Raw genomic sequence first — 17,346 nt, 5'->3', positions numbered from 1 at the left:
ACGTATTCATAAAATAATAGAAACTGATATATGGATTTCAGAACACCTGTCACTATCACGGAACCATCATTCCGCATAGAGCCCTTAGAACAGATACTGTTTGTAGGCTCTTGCTTCGCCGACAATATCGGTCAGCGGTTTGTGGAAAATAAGTTTCGTGCGACGGTCAATCCCTATGGTGTGATGTATAATCCAGTATCCATTCTCCATACGGTGATGCGAACCAGCGATACTTTCCCCGTGGCCTTCTTCACACTCGGCACCAACCATGTGTATCGGTTGAAGGAAACTGGCGAAATTGTAGATAACTGCGAGAAACGCCCACACCACCTCTTTCAAGAGGAAACATTGACGGTCAGTCAGTGTGCCGACTATCTGCGACAAGCCATAGCACTATTGCAAAGTCGCAGTGCCGATGTGGAAGTGGTGCTAACAGTCAGTCCTATCCGCTATAGGAAATACGGTTACCATGGCAGCCAACTGTCGAAAGCCACTCTATTACTGGCAGCCGACGAAGTGGCGAAAATGCCAAATGTGCACTATTTCCCTGCCTACGAGATTGTCAACGATGAGTTGCGCGACTACCGTTTCTATGCCGCAGACATGCTCCATCCCTCTGAGCAAGCAGTGGATTATATTTGGGAACGGCTCTGTGAAACATATCTCAGTGATCGTGCCCGACAGTTTCTAAGCGAATGGCAACCTGTGAAACAGGCACTAGGACATAAGCCTTTTGCGCCAGAATCAGAAGCTTATCGCACTTTTATGAATAAAACTATGTTAAAAGTAGAAGAACTAAGAAAAAAATATGGTAATTTTGCGTTATGATTTACTCTATTGAAAAGATTACCACGCTTATTGGCGCGCGTCGTATCGGTAATACCGATGCTCAGATAGGATGGTTGCTTACCGACAGCCGTTCGTTGTGTTTCCCCGAAGAATCGCTGTTCTTTGCACTGCAATCACAGCGCAACGACGGACATCGCTATATCAAAGACCTCTACCGACGAGGTGTTCGTAACTTTGTTGTGGAAAAATTGCAAGTGGAAGGTGAAGACCTTACAACATATACCGATGCAAACATTCTGATTGTACCCTCTACCCTTTCTGCCTTGCAGCGCTTGGCAGAACGCCATCGTGATGAGTTTAATATCCCCATTGTGGGCATCACCGGTTCGAACGGAAAGACCATGGTCAAGGAATGGCTGTACCAACTGATTTCCCCACAAATGACAGTAACCCGTTCACCACGTAGCTATAATTCGCAGATTGGCGTGCCCCTGTCGGTATGGTTGCTGTCGGAACAAACAGACATTGGTGTGTTTGAGGCAGGCATCAGCCAACCAGGAGAGATGGAAAGTCTGCGCGATATCATCCAGCCCACCATTGGCATCTTGACATCCCTTGGTGATGCACATCAGGAGAATTTCCGCTCGATGGATGAGAAATGTACAGAGAAACTCCATCTGTTCCACGGAGCAAAGGTGATTTTCTATAATAGCGACGACAACACCGTGAGCCGTTGTATACGCCGTTCCGGCTATGACGGTGAGAAAATAGGATGGAGCCGTGAGAACGAATTGGCACCTTTCTATGTGGCAAGCGTTAAGCCTTCTAACGAAAAACCCGGTTTGACAGAAGTGGCTTATATATATAAAGGAGAACGCGGAATATATCATCTGCCATTTATCGATGAAGCATCGGTGGAATGTTCCATAGCCTGTGCTGCAGCAGCACGCTATCTCGGTGTGACAAACGAAGACCTTGACTTGCGTATGCAGGCAATCGAACCAGTAGCAATGCGCCTTGAAGTGAAGGAAGGTCGCCATGGCTGTACCCTCATCAACGATTCCTACAACTCAGATGTGAACTCACTTGATATCGCACTCGACTTCATGAACCGGCGTCCAGACCATCAGGGCCGTAAGCGCACACTCATACTGAGCGACATACAACAGAGTGGAAAAAGTGATTTCGAGCTGTATGACGAAGTCAACAACCTCTGTCAGCAACGCGGTGTGGCACGCTTTATCGGCATTGGTCCGATGCTTATGAAATGTGCTGATTGTATCACCATTGCTGATAAGGCTTTCTTTACCGATGCCAATCAGTTTGTACAGAGTGAAACATTCCATTCGTTACACGATGAAGTGATACTGCTGAAAGGCGCACGAGCCTTTGGTTTCGACCAATTGACCGAACTGCTGGAACAGAAAGTTCATGAGACCATACTCGAAGTGAATCTCAATGCGGTAGTTGAAAACTTGAACTACTATCGTTCGTTCCTCAAACCTGAGACAAAACTGGTATGTATGGTAAAAGCCGATGCCTACGGCGCAGGAGCTGTAGAAGTGGCAAAAACCCTACAAGACCATTGCGTGGATTATCTTGCTGTGGCAGTTGCCGATGAAGGTGTAACCCTACGTCGCAACGGAATCACACAGAATATCATCATCATGAACCCCGAAATGACTGCATTCAAGACCATGTTTGACTATGATCTTGAGCCTGAAGTATATTCATTCCGCTTGATGGATGCACTTATCCATGCCGCAGAAAAAGAAGGTATTACCGGCTGGCCTGTACATATCAAGCTCGATACAGGTATGCATCGACTTGGATTCGATCCAGAAAAAGATATCGAAGAGTTGATAGCCCGACTGAAACAACAGAGTGCCATCATCCCCCGTTCGGTGTTCTCGCATTTCGTAGGTAGCGACAGCGATGACTTTGATGCTTTCTCAGCAGAGCAGTTCCGTAAATTTGATGCAGGAAGCAGTAAGTTGCAAGCAGCCTTCTCTCACAAGATACTGCGTCATATAGACAACTCTGCAGGTATCGAACACTTTCCAGAACGCCAACTCGACATGTGCCGACTGGGACTTGGGCTCTACGGCATCGATCCTCGCGACAATAGAATACTACATACCGTCAGCACACTGAAGACCACCATACTACAAATGCACCATGTGCCGAAGGACGAAACCGTAGGCTACAGCCGCCGTGGTATATTGGAGCGTGACTCCATCATAGCCGCTATCCCCATCGGTTATGCCGACGGACTGAACCGACACTTAGGTCGTGGCGCCTGCTATTGTTTGGTGAATGGACAGAAAGCACCTTATGTTGGTAATATCTGCATGGACGTAGCTATGATTGATGTGACTGATATTGACTGTAAGGAAGGCGACAGCGTAGAGATATTCGGCGAACATTTGCCGGTAACAGTACTGAGCGATGTGCTCGACACCATACCTTATGAAGTACTGACTGGTGTGAGCAATCGCGTAAAGAAAGTCTATTTCCAAGACTAACATACAACACAATCGGGTGTGTGGACAATCTTCTAAACGTTATCGTTTACGTGAAAAAGGTCCACACACTCGTTTTTTTTTCATTTTTTATTAGTAACTTTGCATCCAAACTACGCTAAAACATCAATAAAAACAATAATATGAGTTCTGTACAGACCACAAAAATGACCAATTACCGTTGGGTAATTTGCTCGATGTTGTTCTTTGCAACAACCATCAACTACATGGACCGACAAGTGCTTTCCTTGACTTGGAAGGACTTTATCGCTCCTGAATTTCATTGGACCGACGACGATTATGGTACGATTACGGCAGTATTCTCCATCCTGTATGCCGTATTCTGTCTGTTTGCCGGTAAGTTTATCGACTGGATGGGCACTAAGAAAGGATACCTTTGGTCTATCTTCGTATGGTCGCTGGGTGCATGTCTCCATGCAGTATGCGGTTGGATAACGATGAAGTATGAAGGTCTTGACTCGGTAGAAGCACTTCGTGCCGTACAAGCAGGATCTGCCACAGCCTTGTCGATAGCCACCATCAGCGTATATCTCTTCCTGTTCTGCCGTTCGGTATTGGCGATGGGTGAATCAGGAAACTTCCCTGCCGCTATTAAGGTAACAGCCGAGTATTTCCCGAAAAAAGACCGTGCATTTTCCACATCTATCTTTAATGCCGGTGCATCAGTAGGTGCTCTTGTCGCCCCGCTGTCTATTCCCCCATTGGCAGAGTGGTTCGGTTGGGAGATGGCATTCATCATCATCGGTGTGCTCGGTTTTGTATGGATGGGCTTCTGGGTAGTATTCTATGAGAAACCCAACAAGAGCAACCATGTGAATGTTGCAGAGCTCACTTATATCAATCAGGATGCCGAAACCGATGCAGATCCTAAGGATGCAGACGACGAAGGTCCACAGATCAGCTTCCTCAACTGCTTCACTTATCGTCAGACATGGTCATTCATCGTGGGTAAATTCATGACCGACGGTGTATGGTGGTTCTTCCTGTTCTGGGCTCCTGCCTATTTCTCTGACCAGTTTGGCTACAAATCATCGTCAGGTATGGGTCAGTTGCTCATCTTCACCCTCTATTTCATAGTAACCGTATTGTCCATCTTTGGTGGATATCTGCCCAAATACTTTGTTGAGAAGAAGGGTATGGGAGCCTATGCAGGTCGCATGCGTGCTATGTTGCTCTTCACATTCTTCCCGATGACTGCTCTGCTTGCTCAGCCTCTGGCAGCATGGGAGGCTTCTCCTATCGACCCCGCATGGTGGCCCGCCATCATCATTGGCCTTGCAGGTGCAGGTCATCAGGCATGGTCAGCCAACCTGTTCTCAACCATTGGCGACATGTTCCCGAAATCTACTATTGCCACTATTACCGGTATCGGTGCTATGGCTGGAGGACTGGGGTCGATGCTTATCAACAAATGTTCGGGTAAGCTCTTTACCTATGCAGAACAGCAGGGTGCAGACTTCACCTTCTTCGGTTTTGAAGGCAAACCTGCAGGCTACATGATTGTTTTCTGCATCTGTGCCATAGCTTACATCATTGGTTGGACTATTATGAAGGTGCTCGTTCCAAAATACAAGCCCATCGTGGTTGAATAATCACAAAGTCTGATTGTTTGAATAAGACCAAAAAAGAAAAGATATTATCATCATTCCATTTCGGTTGCCAAGACCGATTGGTACAATAATCATCTGAGAAAAGGGAAGAGCTATGCTCTTCCCTTTTCACTTATCTATCTTCAATCGGTCATTATATTACATGCATGACCGCGGATTAAACACACCTATAATGACCGATTTGTTTTTTATAGACCATAAAAACAGATTATCGCCAATTGGGTCATAAGGCTATTGGAACTGTCTGATTAATTATCTTCATACTTAACCACGACCTTGTCAAAGCCCATGGTTTGAAGCAAATGTCTGAACTGTGTGCGCCCGTTGTCACGTGCGGTATTCATATTCTGAGCGGTCAGACAGCGACGACGCATCATGTCACAAGCCTTAAGATAGAGTGCTTCGCGGTCGGCATTACTCCATTTCCCACTCTCATAAAAAGAACGTGTACGCGCTTCGTCTATGAAATTTTTATCGAGCAACTGCACAGGAGGTAACGTACAGACAATAGTATCGCCACGCATGGTGACCCATCCTTCCTGTACCCGACTCATATCAACCCCCAGGCGAAGTGTGCCATAATAGATTCGTGTCAACTGATCGTCGGAGAAGAAGCCTTTGCGAATAGTATCCACCAATTCTTCGTCGCTAACGGCAAGAAACTCCCATTGACCTATTGCCTCTATCGAGCGCACCTGTGTAGGCGATAGTTCCACTTGCTGTTGTGGTTCTACAGCCACCTCGTTATCCTTGTTCATCCAGAACACCCATCCTCCAAAAGCCAGAAAGGCTAATAGGATAAGACAGATGCCGATTCGTTTTATTGTTCGTATCATAATTCATCACTATTGTTGTTCGACGTCAGAGGACACCACTTTCAACTGTGATTTGTCGACATTGAAATCTTTTCTAAAAGTCACCGTAACATGCTGTTCGGCAAAGCCCATATCCTTCAGCATCGGTATTAGGATATTGGCAGCACTAAGTCGCGCCGTTTCTATAAGTCCCAGCTGGGGAATATCCTTGATGATGGCATCGCGTCCTTGCTGTTCGAGTTGCGCCAGTTCTTTATCAGAGTAGTTGCTGCGAGCCAATGACACATGTTCTTTCATGTGTTCGTGGTCTATACGGCTGCTGGTCATCACCATCTGCGGGTCTGGCAAGATTATCTCTATTCTGTCGCCATGTCGCACCACATTCTCTTTGCTGAAAGATCCAAAGTCAATGTAAGCCTTAACAGTAGCATCGATGGGGATTGCAACTTTTCGTTCAGAACCAGGTACATGAACGTCAAACTTATGACTGAAGATAGATCCCTGCAAGCGCATCTGATCGTCTTGCGTCACTATTTTACGCACCTGAGCCTCTGCAGTATAGAGTCTGCTACATTTCTGTATCTGCATGACCATCACTCCGAGTGTATCGTTGGCAACCTGTTGCGGCTTGTTATGAGATCCGCGACAGGTTGTCATGGCCAGAATGACGAGGCCCAATATAAGCATCAGAAAGGCAGATGCAGTCTTTACTTGTTTTTTCATGAGCTATTTTATTCCATGAAACCCTGTTTGCGGAGCACTTCCAAGAGTCCGGCAGACATCGCCTCATTATCTTTCTTCGTATAGCGAATATCGGTAAATATTTGCGCCAAAGTCTCTTTATTGTTGATTTTGCAGAAGTTTTGGTTTTCTTCCAAACTCTCTTTCAATTGATAGTATCTGTTGATGTCATCAGCCGTATAGTCGTGGTAGGTCTCCCGATGGACAAAGCTATCCAAGGGCAGTCGGTCAGTCTGCTGTGGTTTTTCGGCAGGCCATCCAACGGTCAGAGTTGCCAAAGGTACTACTTGTTGCGGCAGATTGAGTGTATCGATAATCATCTGTGGCATATAGACGGTAGTTCCTAAGTAGCAGTAACCGAGTCCCTCTTCGTCCATAAGATTGCAGAGAGTCTGCGTATAGAGTAGTGCATCGATGGCTCCATTGACAAACGACAGGAAATTATTGTACCCAGGAACGGCTTTTCGCTGACGTGCCCAGACAGATGTGCGATGGAAATCGGCACAGATGGTGAGTACTACCGGCGCCTCAGTCACCATGGGTTGATTGAAATGTGCAGGTGCGAGTTTTCGTTTCATTTCGTCGGAACGAGTCACCACAACACTATAGAGTTGTAGATTTCCCATGGTTTGTGTTCGTGCCGCCTCATTCATCAAGCGGTCGAGCAAGGCTTCTTCAACTGGTTTATCACTATATTTGCGTATTGATGTACGGGTCAAAAGATTCTTCATATTGCATTATACATTATTAATATTATGGGAACAAAGGTACGAATAAGTGAGCGGAATACAAAAAGAAATACGCAAATTTCTTTTTTATTCCCGAACGAGAGTACCTTGGATGCGTAGCGTCAAAGGTACGAATAAGTGAGCGGAATACAAAAAGAAATACGCAAATTTCTTTTTTGTTCCCGAACGAGAGTACTCTACAAACATAAAAAAACGATACCGTCTGTATGTATTACAGGCGATACCGTAACAGAATGATTGATGATATACTGTCCGTTGATCAGTTGCGGAACTGCAATCCTGCACCGTTGGCGTCGATTGTGATTGGCTGTTCGCGACTGACTTCCTCGGCCAATATCCTTTTCGACAGGTCGTTGAGCACCAGTCGTTGGATGGCACGCTTTACAGGTCGAGCACCAAATTCGGGGTCGTATCCCTGATCGGCAAGATAGTTGATAGCTGCATCGGTAACGCGGAGCGTAAAGCCCTGTGGTTCGAGCATCTTCTTGACCGCATTCATCTGGAGCCGAACCACGTTTGCAATTTCCGCTTTGGTAAGCGGCAAGAACATGATGGTCTCGTCGATACGGTTGAGGAACTCCGGTCTGATGGTCTTTTTCAACATATCCATCACCTGCATTTTCGTATTGGCGATGATGCTTTCTCGGTTGGTGGCGTTGAGTTTCTCAAACTCCTGCTGGATAAACTGGCTACCCAGATTTGACGTCATGATGATGATGGTGTTCTTAAAGTTTACCGTACGTCCTTTGTTGTCAGTAAGGCGACCGTCATCGAGCACCTGCAACAGGATGTTGAACACATCTGGGTGGGCCTTCTCTATCTCATCGAAGAGCACCACAGAATATGGTTTGCGACGCACGGCCTCTGTCAGTTGTCCGCCCTCATCATAGCCAACATATCCCGGAGGCGCACCAATCAAGCGTGAAACGCTGAATTTCTCTTGATATTCGCTCATATCAATACGCGTCATCATGGTTTCATCGTTGAACAGATAGTCTGCCAACGCTTTGGCGAGTTCGGTTTTACCAACACCGGTAGTACCGAGGAAGATAAACGATGCTATTGGCCGTTTAGGGTCTTGCAGACCAGCACGACTGCGGCGCACAGCATCACTCACAGCTTGAATGGCCTCATCCTGTCCGATAACCCGATGATGGAGTTCTTCCTCCAGATGGAGCAGTTTCTCACGTTCGCTCTGCATCATACGAGTTACAGGAATGCCGGTCCAACGACTTACCACCTCTGCAATATCGTCGGCGGTCACTTCTTCGCGCACCATAGCTTCTCCGCCTTGTGTGCTCTTGAGTTGTTCCTGAATGTGCTTGATATCATCTTCGAGCATTTTGAGTTTGCTGTATCTGATTTCTGCCACACGTTCGTAGTTACCCTCACGTTCAGCACGTTCAGCCTCCAGTTTGAGGTTTTCTATCTGCTGTTTGTCCTCTTGTATCTTGTTGACCAACGCTTTTTCTCCCTCCCATTTTGCACGATATTGTTTTTCTTGATCGCGCAACTCGGCAATATCCTTGTCGAGTTGTTGTAGTTTGGGCTGATCGTTTTCGCGTTTGATGGCTTCACGTTCAATCTCCAGTTGTTTGAGGCGTCGAGTGATTTCATCGAGTTCTTCAGGTACAGAGTCGCGCTCCATACGTAGTTTGGCTGCAGCCTCATCCATCAAGTCGATGGCTTTATCAGGCAGGAAGCGGTCACTAATGTATCGTTCGGAGAGTTTCACGGCGGCAATACAGGCATCGTCTTGAATACGCACCTTATGGTGGTTTTCATAGCGTTCTTTTAGTCCACGCAGGATAGAAATGGCGCTGAGCTCATCTGGTTCATCTACTATGACGGTTTGGAAACGGCGTTCCAATGCCTTATCCTTCTCGAAATACTTCTGATACTCATTGAGCGTAGTAGCACCAATGGCACGCAGTTCGCCACGAGCCAATGCTGGTTTAAGGATGTTTGCTGCATCCATAGCGCCTTCGCCTCCACCTGCTCCCACGAGGGTATGTATTTCATCGATGAAAAGGATGATGCGTCCTTCGCTCTTGGTCACTTCGTTGATGACGCTTTTGAGTCGTTCTTCAAACTCACCTTTATATTTCGCACCAGCCACCAGCGCACCCATATCGAGTGAGTAGAGTTGTTTGTCTTTCAGATTCTCAGGTACATCTCCACGTACTATACGCTGAGCCAATCCCTCTACGATAGCGGTCTTACCAGTACCTGGTTCACCTATTAATATAGGGTTGTTCTTGGTACGGCGCGATAGAATCTGCAACACGCGACGTATTTCCTCATCACGTCCAATGACAGGATCAAGTTTGCCTGAGCGTGCTTGCTCTACCAGATTTTTGGCGTATTTATCAAGACTTTGGAAATTCTCGTCACCACTCTGACTCTGCACCTTCTGTCCTTGGCGTAGCTCTTGAATCGCAGCCCGCATGTCTTTCTCGTTGCAACCCGCATCGCGAAGGATACGGCTGGCAGTACTATTCACGGTCAACAGCGCCAACAAGATAGGTTCTACGCTAACAAATTCGTCGTCCATCTGCTTGGCAGTATCCATGGCTTTGGTGAGCACGCTATTAGCATCGTTAGACAAATAGGGCTGTCCGCCTTGTACTTTGGGCAGATGCTGAATCTCCTGATCTACGAGCATAGCTACTTGATTGGCATTGACTCCCAACTTCTGAAAGATGAAAGTCGATACGTCTTTGGCTTTCGTCAGAATACCTTTGAGCACATGGATTGGTTCAATGGTCTGCTGCCCATTCATCTGAGCAGTATTGACGGCCTCTTGCACCACCTCTTGTGCTTTGATTGTAAACTTGTCAAATGTCATATTCTTGTCCTCCTAATTATTTTTGTTTCTGTTGTTACTTGTTCACTTATCTATTATTCAACACTTGTGCCGAACTGTATTTTGCGCCATTTAGGCAGATATTTATGCCATTTTGTCTGTATTTTAAACGCTTATACGACTTCCCGATGGTTGTTTTTGCGTAACATCCTCGCATAGGCAACAATTACACTCTTCTCCCTCCCCCCTCCCATCGTATTCCCATTCCCTCTGCAAAAAATGGGACTTACTTGGGACGTACATGGGAGGAACTTGGGACGTACCGCCTCTGTTTCTTTTAGCACCTTCATCCCGAACACATCCCGAATGCATCCCGAACACATCGAGAAGTCAAGAACTCCAATAGTTTCATTATAAACTTAGCGTAGATTTACCGCTTATATAAATTTGAACTTTCAGAATCTATCGAACAGCGAATGTAACTTTTCCGCAACCCATAATAAGTTTGTATTTGGACTTTAGGTCTATATAAATGCCTTATGAGGCTATACGTCCAAGCTACTTACGCTCGGTAATAAAAGAAAAAACGAGTTTTTTCTTTGTATTACGCTCGCTTATTCTTTACCTCTGACGCTAAGCGTCCAAGCTACTTACGCTCGGTAATAAAAGAAAAAACGAGTTTTTCTTTGTATTACGCTCGCTTATTCGTACCTTTGCAAAATGAGTATGCAAACAGAAAAGATAAACGAACAAACACCAGCCAAGACAGACGAAGTGCTGAATGTGGCAGGTAAATTGGCCGATATCAGTACGTCTATCGGACATATCATAAACGCTGACTCTATGAGCCAGATACTACACACATGTCTCAACGCACTAGAACCGGAACAGGCAAACTTCATGTTCCAACTGATTTCACACGTAGTCAACAAGGCGGCGAGACCAGAAGTGACAGAGGTCAGGCCTAAGGAACTGGAATGTGACGTGGTGCGCTTTCAAAACAATAAAGACAAATGGGTGGCACTCGTAGGACTGCTCGACGGATACCCTTACGAGATTTTTACTGGTCTGCAAGACGACGACGAAGGCATTATGTTGCCTAAATCGGTCACACACGGAAAAATCGTAAAACAGGTAAACGAAGATGGAACAAAGCGTTATGACTTCCAGTTCGTCAACAAACGAGGATACAAAACAACCGTTGAAGGACTATCTGAGAAGTTCAACCCAGAATACTGGAACTACGCGAAACTGATTTCTGGTGTGCTGCGCTACCGCATGCCCATCGCACATGTGGTAAAACTGGTAGGGTCGCTCCAGCTCCAAAACGAAAGCATCAATACATGGAAGATCGGCGTGGAACGTGCACTCAAGAAATACGTCAACGATGGAACCTTCACAGAAAAGGAGAATGAAGACACCATTTGATACGAGCATCATCATCAACAAAGCTCGCTTCCATGCCTACCACGGCGTCATGCCGCAGGAACAGACCGTCGGAAACGATTATGAGGTTAGCATCCAGATAGGATACGACTTCACTCATGCCATGCAAACTGATGATCTGAGCCATACCATCAGTTATGCTGACGTCTATCAAACAATAAGTCAGGAGATGCAGACTCCATCAAAGCTGATTGAACATCTGGCGGGAAGAATCTGCAAAAAACTCTTCGACACATACCCCAACATTACAAAAATCGACCTCAACATCATCAAGAAAAATCCACCGATGGGAGCTGATTGCGAGGGAGCCGGAGTAAGGGTAATTATGACAAATGAGCAAAAAACTATGCTTTAGCAGTTGGTTTTTGACTGAAAATGCGTACTTTTGCAAACGGTAAACAATTAATATGTGTAAAAAGAATACCTTATACCTATTATTAATAATGGTGGCGACGGCCTTACAGGCAGCCGCCAAAGATAGATTCACCCTTGTCATCGACCCAGGTCACGGCGGTCACGACGCTGGTGCAGTAGGCTCTTTTTCTAAGGAAAAAAACACCAACCTCAATGTTGCACTCGCCTTCGGAAAATACGTAGAAAACAACTGCCCAGACGTAAGAGTCATCTATACTCGCAAAACAGATGTTTTCATACCGTTGCACACACGTGCTGACATAGCCAACAGAAACAAAGCAGACCTCTTTATCTCCATACACACCAACTCACTACCCGGTGGACGCATAGCACGAGGACTCGAAACCTATACCCTCGGTATGCATAGAGCCAACGACAACTTAGAGGTAGCTAAACGAGAAAACTCAGTTATTCTCGTGGAAAAAGACTATAAGCAACGCTATCAGGGATTCGACCCACGGTCAAGCGAGAGCTATATAATGTTTGAACTCATACAAGACAAAAACATGGAGAAGAGCGTCGAACTGGCCCGAGCAGTACAACGCCGCACATGCGCATCAGCCAACAGACCCAACAAAGGCGTTAAGCAAGCCGGATTTCTTGTACTCCGCGAAACATCGATGCCCAGTTGTCTGATCGAGTTAGGCTTCATCTCTACTGCAGACGAAGAGCGCTTTCTGAACTCTAAAGACGGTATTGACAAACTCGGTTTCGGCATCTATCAAGCATTTCTCGACTTTAAAAAAAAATCAGACGCGGCAACACAACCTTCATACCAAATACAGGAACCGGAAAAGGTAAACGTGCCGACAATAGCCACGCCAAGCCAAAAACAACAAGCGCCAAAGACCAAAAACGACAAAACGGACAACAAACCGCTGGCAAACAACATACCGCAGGCAAAGCCAAAAACAGACAACAAGACGCAAAAAAATCAGGTATTGCAGGAACTGGCCAACGCCAGAGCAGGAAGAACAACCGTTGACGACAACAATAAAAAGCCATCAACCGATGTGGATTCTATCCTCATGGCAGATCCAACTCGCAATAACCAGACAGGGAAAAACAGTTCTCAACAAGGAGAACCAATAATGCCGGCTTCAAAACCAACACCAAAGGCGGAAGTAAAACCAGTAGAAAAACCCGTTCATAAGACAGAAGTACGTCACGACAAAACCGTTGCTCCACCAACCCCAAAGGCGGAACAAAATGCCGAAACTGCGGCAAAACCAGTACAAAAGACTGAAGCAGAACCCGTAAAAACTGCGACAAAACCAACAGTAAAGACGGTTGAGAAACCAGCAAATACCGTTTTCACACCTCAACAGACAAGCGGACAACCCATATTCAAGGTACAGATACTTGCCAGTTCAGCTCGTCAGAATCCAAACAGCCCCATGCTGAAAGATTTGGAAAACGTAGATTATTACGAAGAAAACGGCATGTTCAAATATACCGTAGGCGCATCAACCGACTATCAGGAGATTTACCAACTCCGCAAGTCACTATCAGAACGCTTCCCCGAAGCATTCATCATCGCCTTCAAAGACGGACGTAGGGCCAATGTGCAACAAGCAATACAAGAATACAGAAGAAACAAAAACAAGAAATAAAGAAAAAACTTAAATATGAAATTTTTCACAAAAGAAGTCAAAATCGCACTAACTGCCATCTTCGGCATACTCGTGCTTTTCTATGGATTGCAGTTTCTTAAAGGACTCAACATATTCTCAAACACCAACACCTACTATCTCGTGTTCAACGATGTAAGTGGACTGTCGGCTTCATCGCCTGTCTATGCCAACGGATATAAAGTAGGTGTCGTGGAACGCATAGACTATAACTACAACGACCCCAACAATATCGTGGCTGTTGTAGGACTTGATAAAGCCATGCGCATACCTGTCGGATCACGTGCCGAACTGGCAAGTGATCTGCTCGGCAATATCAAAATCAACCTGATTCTGTCGGGCAACCCCACACAACTCATGGCTGCCGGCGACTCTATCAAAGGCGGAATGGAACTGGGACTCATGAACCAAGTGGGACAAATGATGCCGACCGTAGAACGTATGCTCCCAAAACTCGACTCCATCATGGCAAGCCTCAACATCCTATTGGCAGACCCTGCACTACGCAACACCCTGCACAACGTGGAAGGAATGACCGACAATCTCAATAAAACAAGCGTAGAACTCAAATCACTATCTGCCAGTCTGAACAGAGATGTCCCATCGGTTATGAAAAAAGCAGATGGAGTTCTCACCAATACAGAGCAACTCACAGCAAACCTCAGCGCCGTGGATATTGCCACTATGACGGCAAAAGTCAACCAAACGCTGGATAACGTAGAGCAAATGACCAACAGGCTCAACAGCAAAGAGGGCACACTCGGACTGCTCATGAGCGATCCTCAACTCTACTACAGACTCAGTTCAACTGCTGCAAGTGCAGATTCTCTACTCATCGACTTGAAAGCACATCCTAAGCGTTACGTACACTTCTCTGTGTTCGGAAAGAAGGATAAATAAGAGAGATGCTTGTTTTTAATTAGTCTAAATAACAACCATCAGAAGCACATGACCCAAAAAGATAGGTCTTATGCTCGTTATCAGACGATTTCGTGACCATCTGAGAGATAGCAGAACAGACCTGCAATAGGTCTTGATTCACGGCGTTAATAGACTATTATATAAGGAGTTACATTATTACAATAGTGTTTCACGACTACAAAAACAAGCCATATCCCGTAAATACCACAGGAATAGGCAGTTAGAGGAATATATATATAACAAACAAAAAATAAAGATTTGGTTAATTGAAAAAAAAGTGCGAACTTTGTATCCGCTTAACGAAAAGCAACCGTATCTTTTAACTAAAAATACTAAAGAAATTCCATAATGGACAAAGCTCCTAGACTGCTTTGGAACGACTGCCTCTCGCTAATAAGAGATAACGTTTCTGAGCAACAGTACAAAACATGGTTTGAACCTATTGTCTTCGACTCTTACGACGAAGACAACAGGACACTTGTCGTGCAAATACCAAGCCGCTACGTCTATGAAGTATTGGAGCAGTATTATGTGGAATTGCTAAGCAAAGTACTGCATCGCTGTTTCGGCACTAATATTGCGCTGAAATATCGTGTTGTGGTTGACAAAGCACACGGTCTTACCGTTGACGAAGAAGGTAGCGAATCTGTTGCTATCGACAAGCCAAAGGTTTCAACACGTGCCAACCAATCCCCCACCACCCTCGATGCAGCAACCCCACAGGATTTAAATCCACAACTGGATCCCCATAAGAACTTCCAGCGATACATCGAAGGCGATAGCAACAAGTTGCCACGCACCATCGGTCTCTCCATTGCCGAGCACCCCGGACGCACCACTTTCAATCCATTCTTTATCTACGGTCCGTCAGGTAGCGGTAAAACACACCTTATAAATGCTATTGGTGTGCGCTGCAAAGAGATTTATCCACAGAAACGTGTACTCTACGTATCTGCCAGATTGTTCCAAGTGCAATATACCGATGCGGTACGTCAGAACACGGTCAACGACTTCATTCATTTCTATCAAACCATCGATGTGCTCATCGTTGACGACATTCAGGAATGGGCTGCAGCCACCAAGACCCTCGACACATTCTTCCACGTATTCGATCATCTGTTCCGTTGTGGAAAGCAGATTATATTGGCTGCCGACCGTCCACCAGTTGATTTGGTAGGTGTGAAGGATCGCTTGCTGACTCGCTTCTCATGTGGTATGATAGCCGAATTGCATAAACCCAACGTGCAATTGTGCATTGACATCCTCAATACCAAATGTCGCCGTGACGGTCTAAAATTCCCTGCCGACGTCATTCAGTTTATTGCCGAAACCGCCAATAGTTCTGTACGTGAATTGGAAGGAGTGGTCAACTCATTGATGGCATACTCTATTGTATATAATAGCGATATTGACATGCGCCTCGCTGAACGTGTCATCAAACGTGCCGTGAAGGTGGACAACCGTCCCCTGACCATCGACGATATCATCGAAAAGGTATGCGCACACTATAATGTCACCCAACCCAACGTAATGAGCCGTTCTCGCAAACGCGAATTTGTAATTGCCCGACAACTCTCCATGTACTTCGCACAGAAATACACCAAGATGCCTGCATCGAGAATTGGACAGTTGGTAGGTGGTCGCGACCACTCAACAGTCATTCACAGCTGCAATACGATAGACCAGCGCATGAAAGTTGATAAGGCATTTGTAGAAGAAGTGACCAGCATCGAAAACTCTTTCAAACTGAAACAATAACACATCAACTCCAATCGTACACATTCCAATTCCTATATTGATTGGGGATGTACCATACAAACAAGAGGATAAAATACAAGCAGGATTATCATTTTCGATAATCCTGCTTGCGTTTATCTGTCCGTTTGTCTTCAGACGACGAAAGTCTGACAGCTATTCGCCTTTGACATTCATCGCAATTGTCTGATTACAACAGATTGTCTTTCTCTATATCCTTGAAATACTTGTAGGTGGCAACTTTCAGTTCGTCAGCAGCTGGTTCATCAGCCACGATAATACCATGTTGATGCATCTGAAGGGCAGAAATAGTCCACTCCTGAGTAACAGCACCCTCTACAGCCGCCTTCATGGCACGAGCCTTATGGTGGCCGTTGACGAGAATCATCACTTCGCGAGCATCCATCACAGTACCAACACCTACAGTAAGCGCCAACTTGGGCACCTTGTTTACATCGTTGTCAAAGAAACGAGAGTTGGCAATAATCGTATCGGTTGTTAATGTCTTGACACGAGTGCGAGATGTCAACGAAGAATAAGGTTCGTTGAAAGCAATATGACCATCAGGACCTATACCCCCAATAAAAAGATCTATACCACCTGCTTCGGCTATCATCTGCTCATAACGAGCACACTCTTCTGCAAGATTTTCTGCATTACCATTAAGAATATGGATATTCTCTTTCGGACAATCAATATGGTCAAAAAGATTACGAGCCATAAACGAATGGTAGCTTTCAGGATGACTTTCAGGCAATCCTACATACTCATCCATATTAAATGTCAGCACATTCTTAAACGACACACGACCTTCCTTGTTGGCTTTTACCAGACAAGCATACATTCCCTCTGGTGAAGAACCAGTTGGCAAACCGAGTACAAAAGGATGTTCTTTGGTAGGTTTGGCAGCATTAATACGCTCAATAACGTGTTCTGCAGCCCATTGCGACAATTTCTGATAATCAGATTCAATAATAACTCTCATATTTAAAATGTATTTGGTGTTAACTTTTGTAACGCAAAGGTAGTATAAATTCATGAAAAATATACATGCTAAAGGCTATTTTTTTCAAAAGAACCCTATAAATCGGAATTTTATGTTTATCTTTGCACATTACATATAATA

The 17,346-nt window shown here is 45.4% G+C and carries 11 protein-coding genes and 2 pseudogenes; 8 read left to right on the top strand and 5 right to left on the bottom strand.

All coding sequences use genetic code 11. The annotated features are described in order from the left end of the window. Positions 1 to 30: 30 nt before the first annotated feature. The 3 genes from CIK93_RS07025 to CIK93_RS07015 all read left to right on the top strand — a co-directional run bounded on the left by CIK93_RS07025 (position 31) and on the right by CIK93_RS07015 (position 4,924). Positions 31 to 828: a GSCFA domain-containing protein gene (locus CIK93_RS07025; protein WP_094446987.1), complete on the top strand. Its 798-nt coding sequence runs from the start codon at positions 31 to 33 to the stop codon at positions 826 to 828. Next, complete coding sequence (locus CIK93_RS07020) at positions 825 to 3,314, top strand: bifunctional UDP-N-acetylmuramoyl-tripeptide:D-alanyl-D-alanine ligase/alanine racemase (protein WP_094446986.1); 2,490 nt, start codon at positions 825 to 827, stop codon at positions 3,312 to 3,314. Before CIK93_RS07025 ends, CIK93_RS07020 begins: the two co-directional genes overlap by 4 nt. A 140-nt stretch (positions 3,315 to 3,454) precedes the next feature. Next, a complete protein-coding gene (locus tag CIK93_RS07015) occupies positions 3,455 to 4,924 on the top strand; it encodes an MFS transporter (protein ID WP_094390175.1) in 1,470 nt (489 codons plus the stop codon). A gap of 266 nt (positions 4,925 to 5,190) precedes the next feature. Here CIK93_RS07015 and CIK93_RS07010 read toward each other — a convergent pair whose 3' ends face one another. The 4 genes from CIK93_RS07010 to clpB form a co-directional block, all read right to left on the bottom strand. Further along, positions 5,191 to 5,778 carry a DUF4230 domain-containing protein gene (locus CIK93_RS07010; RefSeq protein ID WP_173815127.1) on the bottom strand — a complete coding sequence of 196 codons (588 nt, stop codon included), beginning with the start codon at positions 5,776 to 5,778 and terminating at the stop codon, positions 5,191 to 5,193. Positions 5,779 to 5,787: 9 nt separating this feature from the next. Next, the gene (locus tag CIK93_RS07005; RefSeq protein ID WP_094446985.1) at positions 5,788 to 6,480 is read right to left on the bottom strand and encodes a DUF4230 domain-containing protein; all 693 of its coding nucleotides are present in this window, start codon (positions 6,478 to 6,480) and stop codon (positions 5,788 to 5,790) included. Between the two features lie 8 nt (positions 6,481 to 6,488). Continuing rightward, the gene (locus tag CIK93_RS07000) at positions 6,489 to 7,229 is read right to left on the bottom strand and encodes a nitroreductase family protein (RefSeq protein ID WP_094446984.1); all 741 of its coding nucleotides are present in this window, start codon (positions 7,227 to 7,229) and stop codon (positions 6,489 to 6,491) included. A gap of 277 nt (positions 7,230 to 7,506) precedes the next feature. After that, the gene (gene clpB, locus CIK93_RS06995) at positions 7,507 to 10,095 is read right to left on the bottom strand and encodes an ATP-dependent chaperone ClpB (RefSeq protein WP_094446983.1); all 2,589 of its coding nucleotides are present in this window, start codon (positions 10,093 to 10,095) and stop codon (positions 7,507 to 7,509) included. Positions 10,096 to 10,992: 897 nt separating this feature from the next. Here clpB and CIK93_RS06990 point away from each other — a divergent pair. The 5 genes and pseudogenes from CIK93_RS06990 to dnaA form a co-directional block, all read left to right on the top strand. Then, positions 10,993 to 11,448: pseudogene (locus tag CIK93_RS06990) on the top strand (ribonucleoside-diphosphate reductase, adenosylcobalamin-dependent); the annotation flags it as partial. Positions 11,449 to 11,464: 16 nt separating this feature from the next. Continuing rightward, the gene (gene folB, locus CIK93_RS06985; protein WP_094446982.1) at positions 11,465 to 11,854 is read left to right on the top strand and encodes a dihydroneopterin aldolase; all 390 of its coding nucleotides are present in this window, start codon (positions 11,465 to 11,467) and stop codon (positions 11,852 to 11,854) included. Positions 11,855 to 11,906: 52 nt separating this feature from the next. Next, positions 11,907 to 12,657 (top strand): annotated as a pseudogene (locus tag CIK93_RS06980) (N-acetylmuramoyl-L-alanine amidase); the annotation flags it as partial. An 884-nt stretch (positions 12,658 to 13,541) separates the two neighbouring features. Then, complete coding sequence (locus tag CIK93_RS06975; RefSeq protein ID WP_094390180.1) at positions 13,542 to 14,444, top strand: MlaD family protein; 903 nt, start codon at positions 13,542 to 13,544, stop codon at positions 14,442 to 14,444. A gap of 369 nt (positions 14,445 to 14,813) precedes the next feature. Further along, positions 14,814 to 16,223: a chromosomal replication initiator protein DnaA gene (dnaA, locus tag CIK93_RS06970; RefSeq protein WP_094446981.1), complete on the top strand. Its 1,410-nt coding sequence runs from the start codon at positions 14,814 to 14,816 to the stop codon at positions 16,221 to 16,223. Positions 16,224 to 16,410: 187 nt separating this feature from the next. Here dnaA and nagB read toward each other — a convergent pair whose 3' ends face one another. After that, positions 16,411 to 17,205 carry a glucosamine-6-phosphate deaminase gene (gene nagB, locus CIK93_RS06965; RefSeq protein WP_094436585.1) on the bottom strand — a complete coding sequence of 265 codons (795 nt, stop codon included), beginning with the start codon at positions 17,203 to 17,205 and terminating at the stop codon, positions 16,411 to 16,413. Between the last annotated feature and the right edge of the window lie 141 nt (positions 17,206 to 17,346).

This window comes from Prevotella sp. P3-92, assembly GCF_002251205.1.
Taxonomy (GTDB): Bacteria; Bacteroidota; Bacteroidia; order Bacteroidales; family Bacteroidaceae; genus Prevotella.
This window is presented reverse-complemented; position numbering and strand designations above follow the sequence as displayed.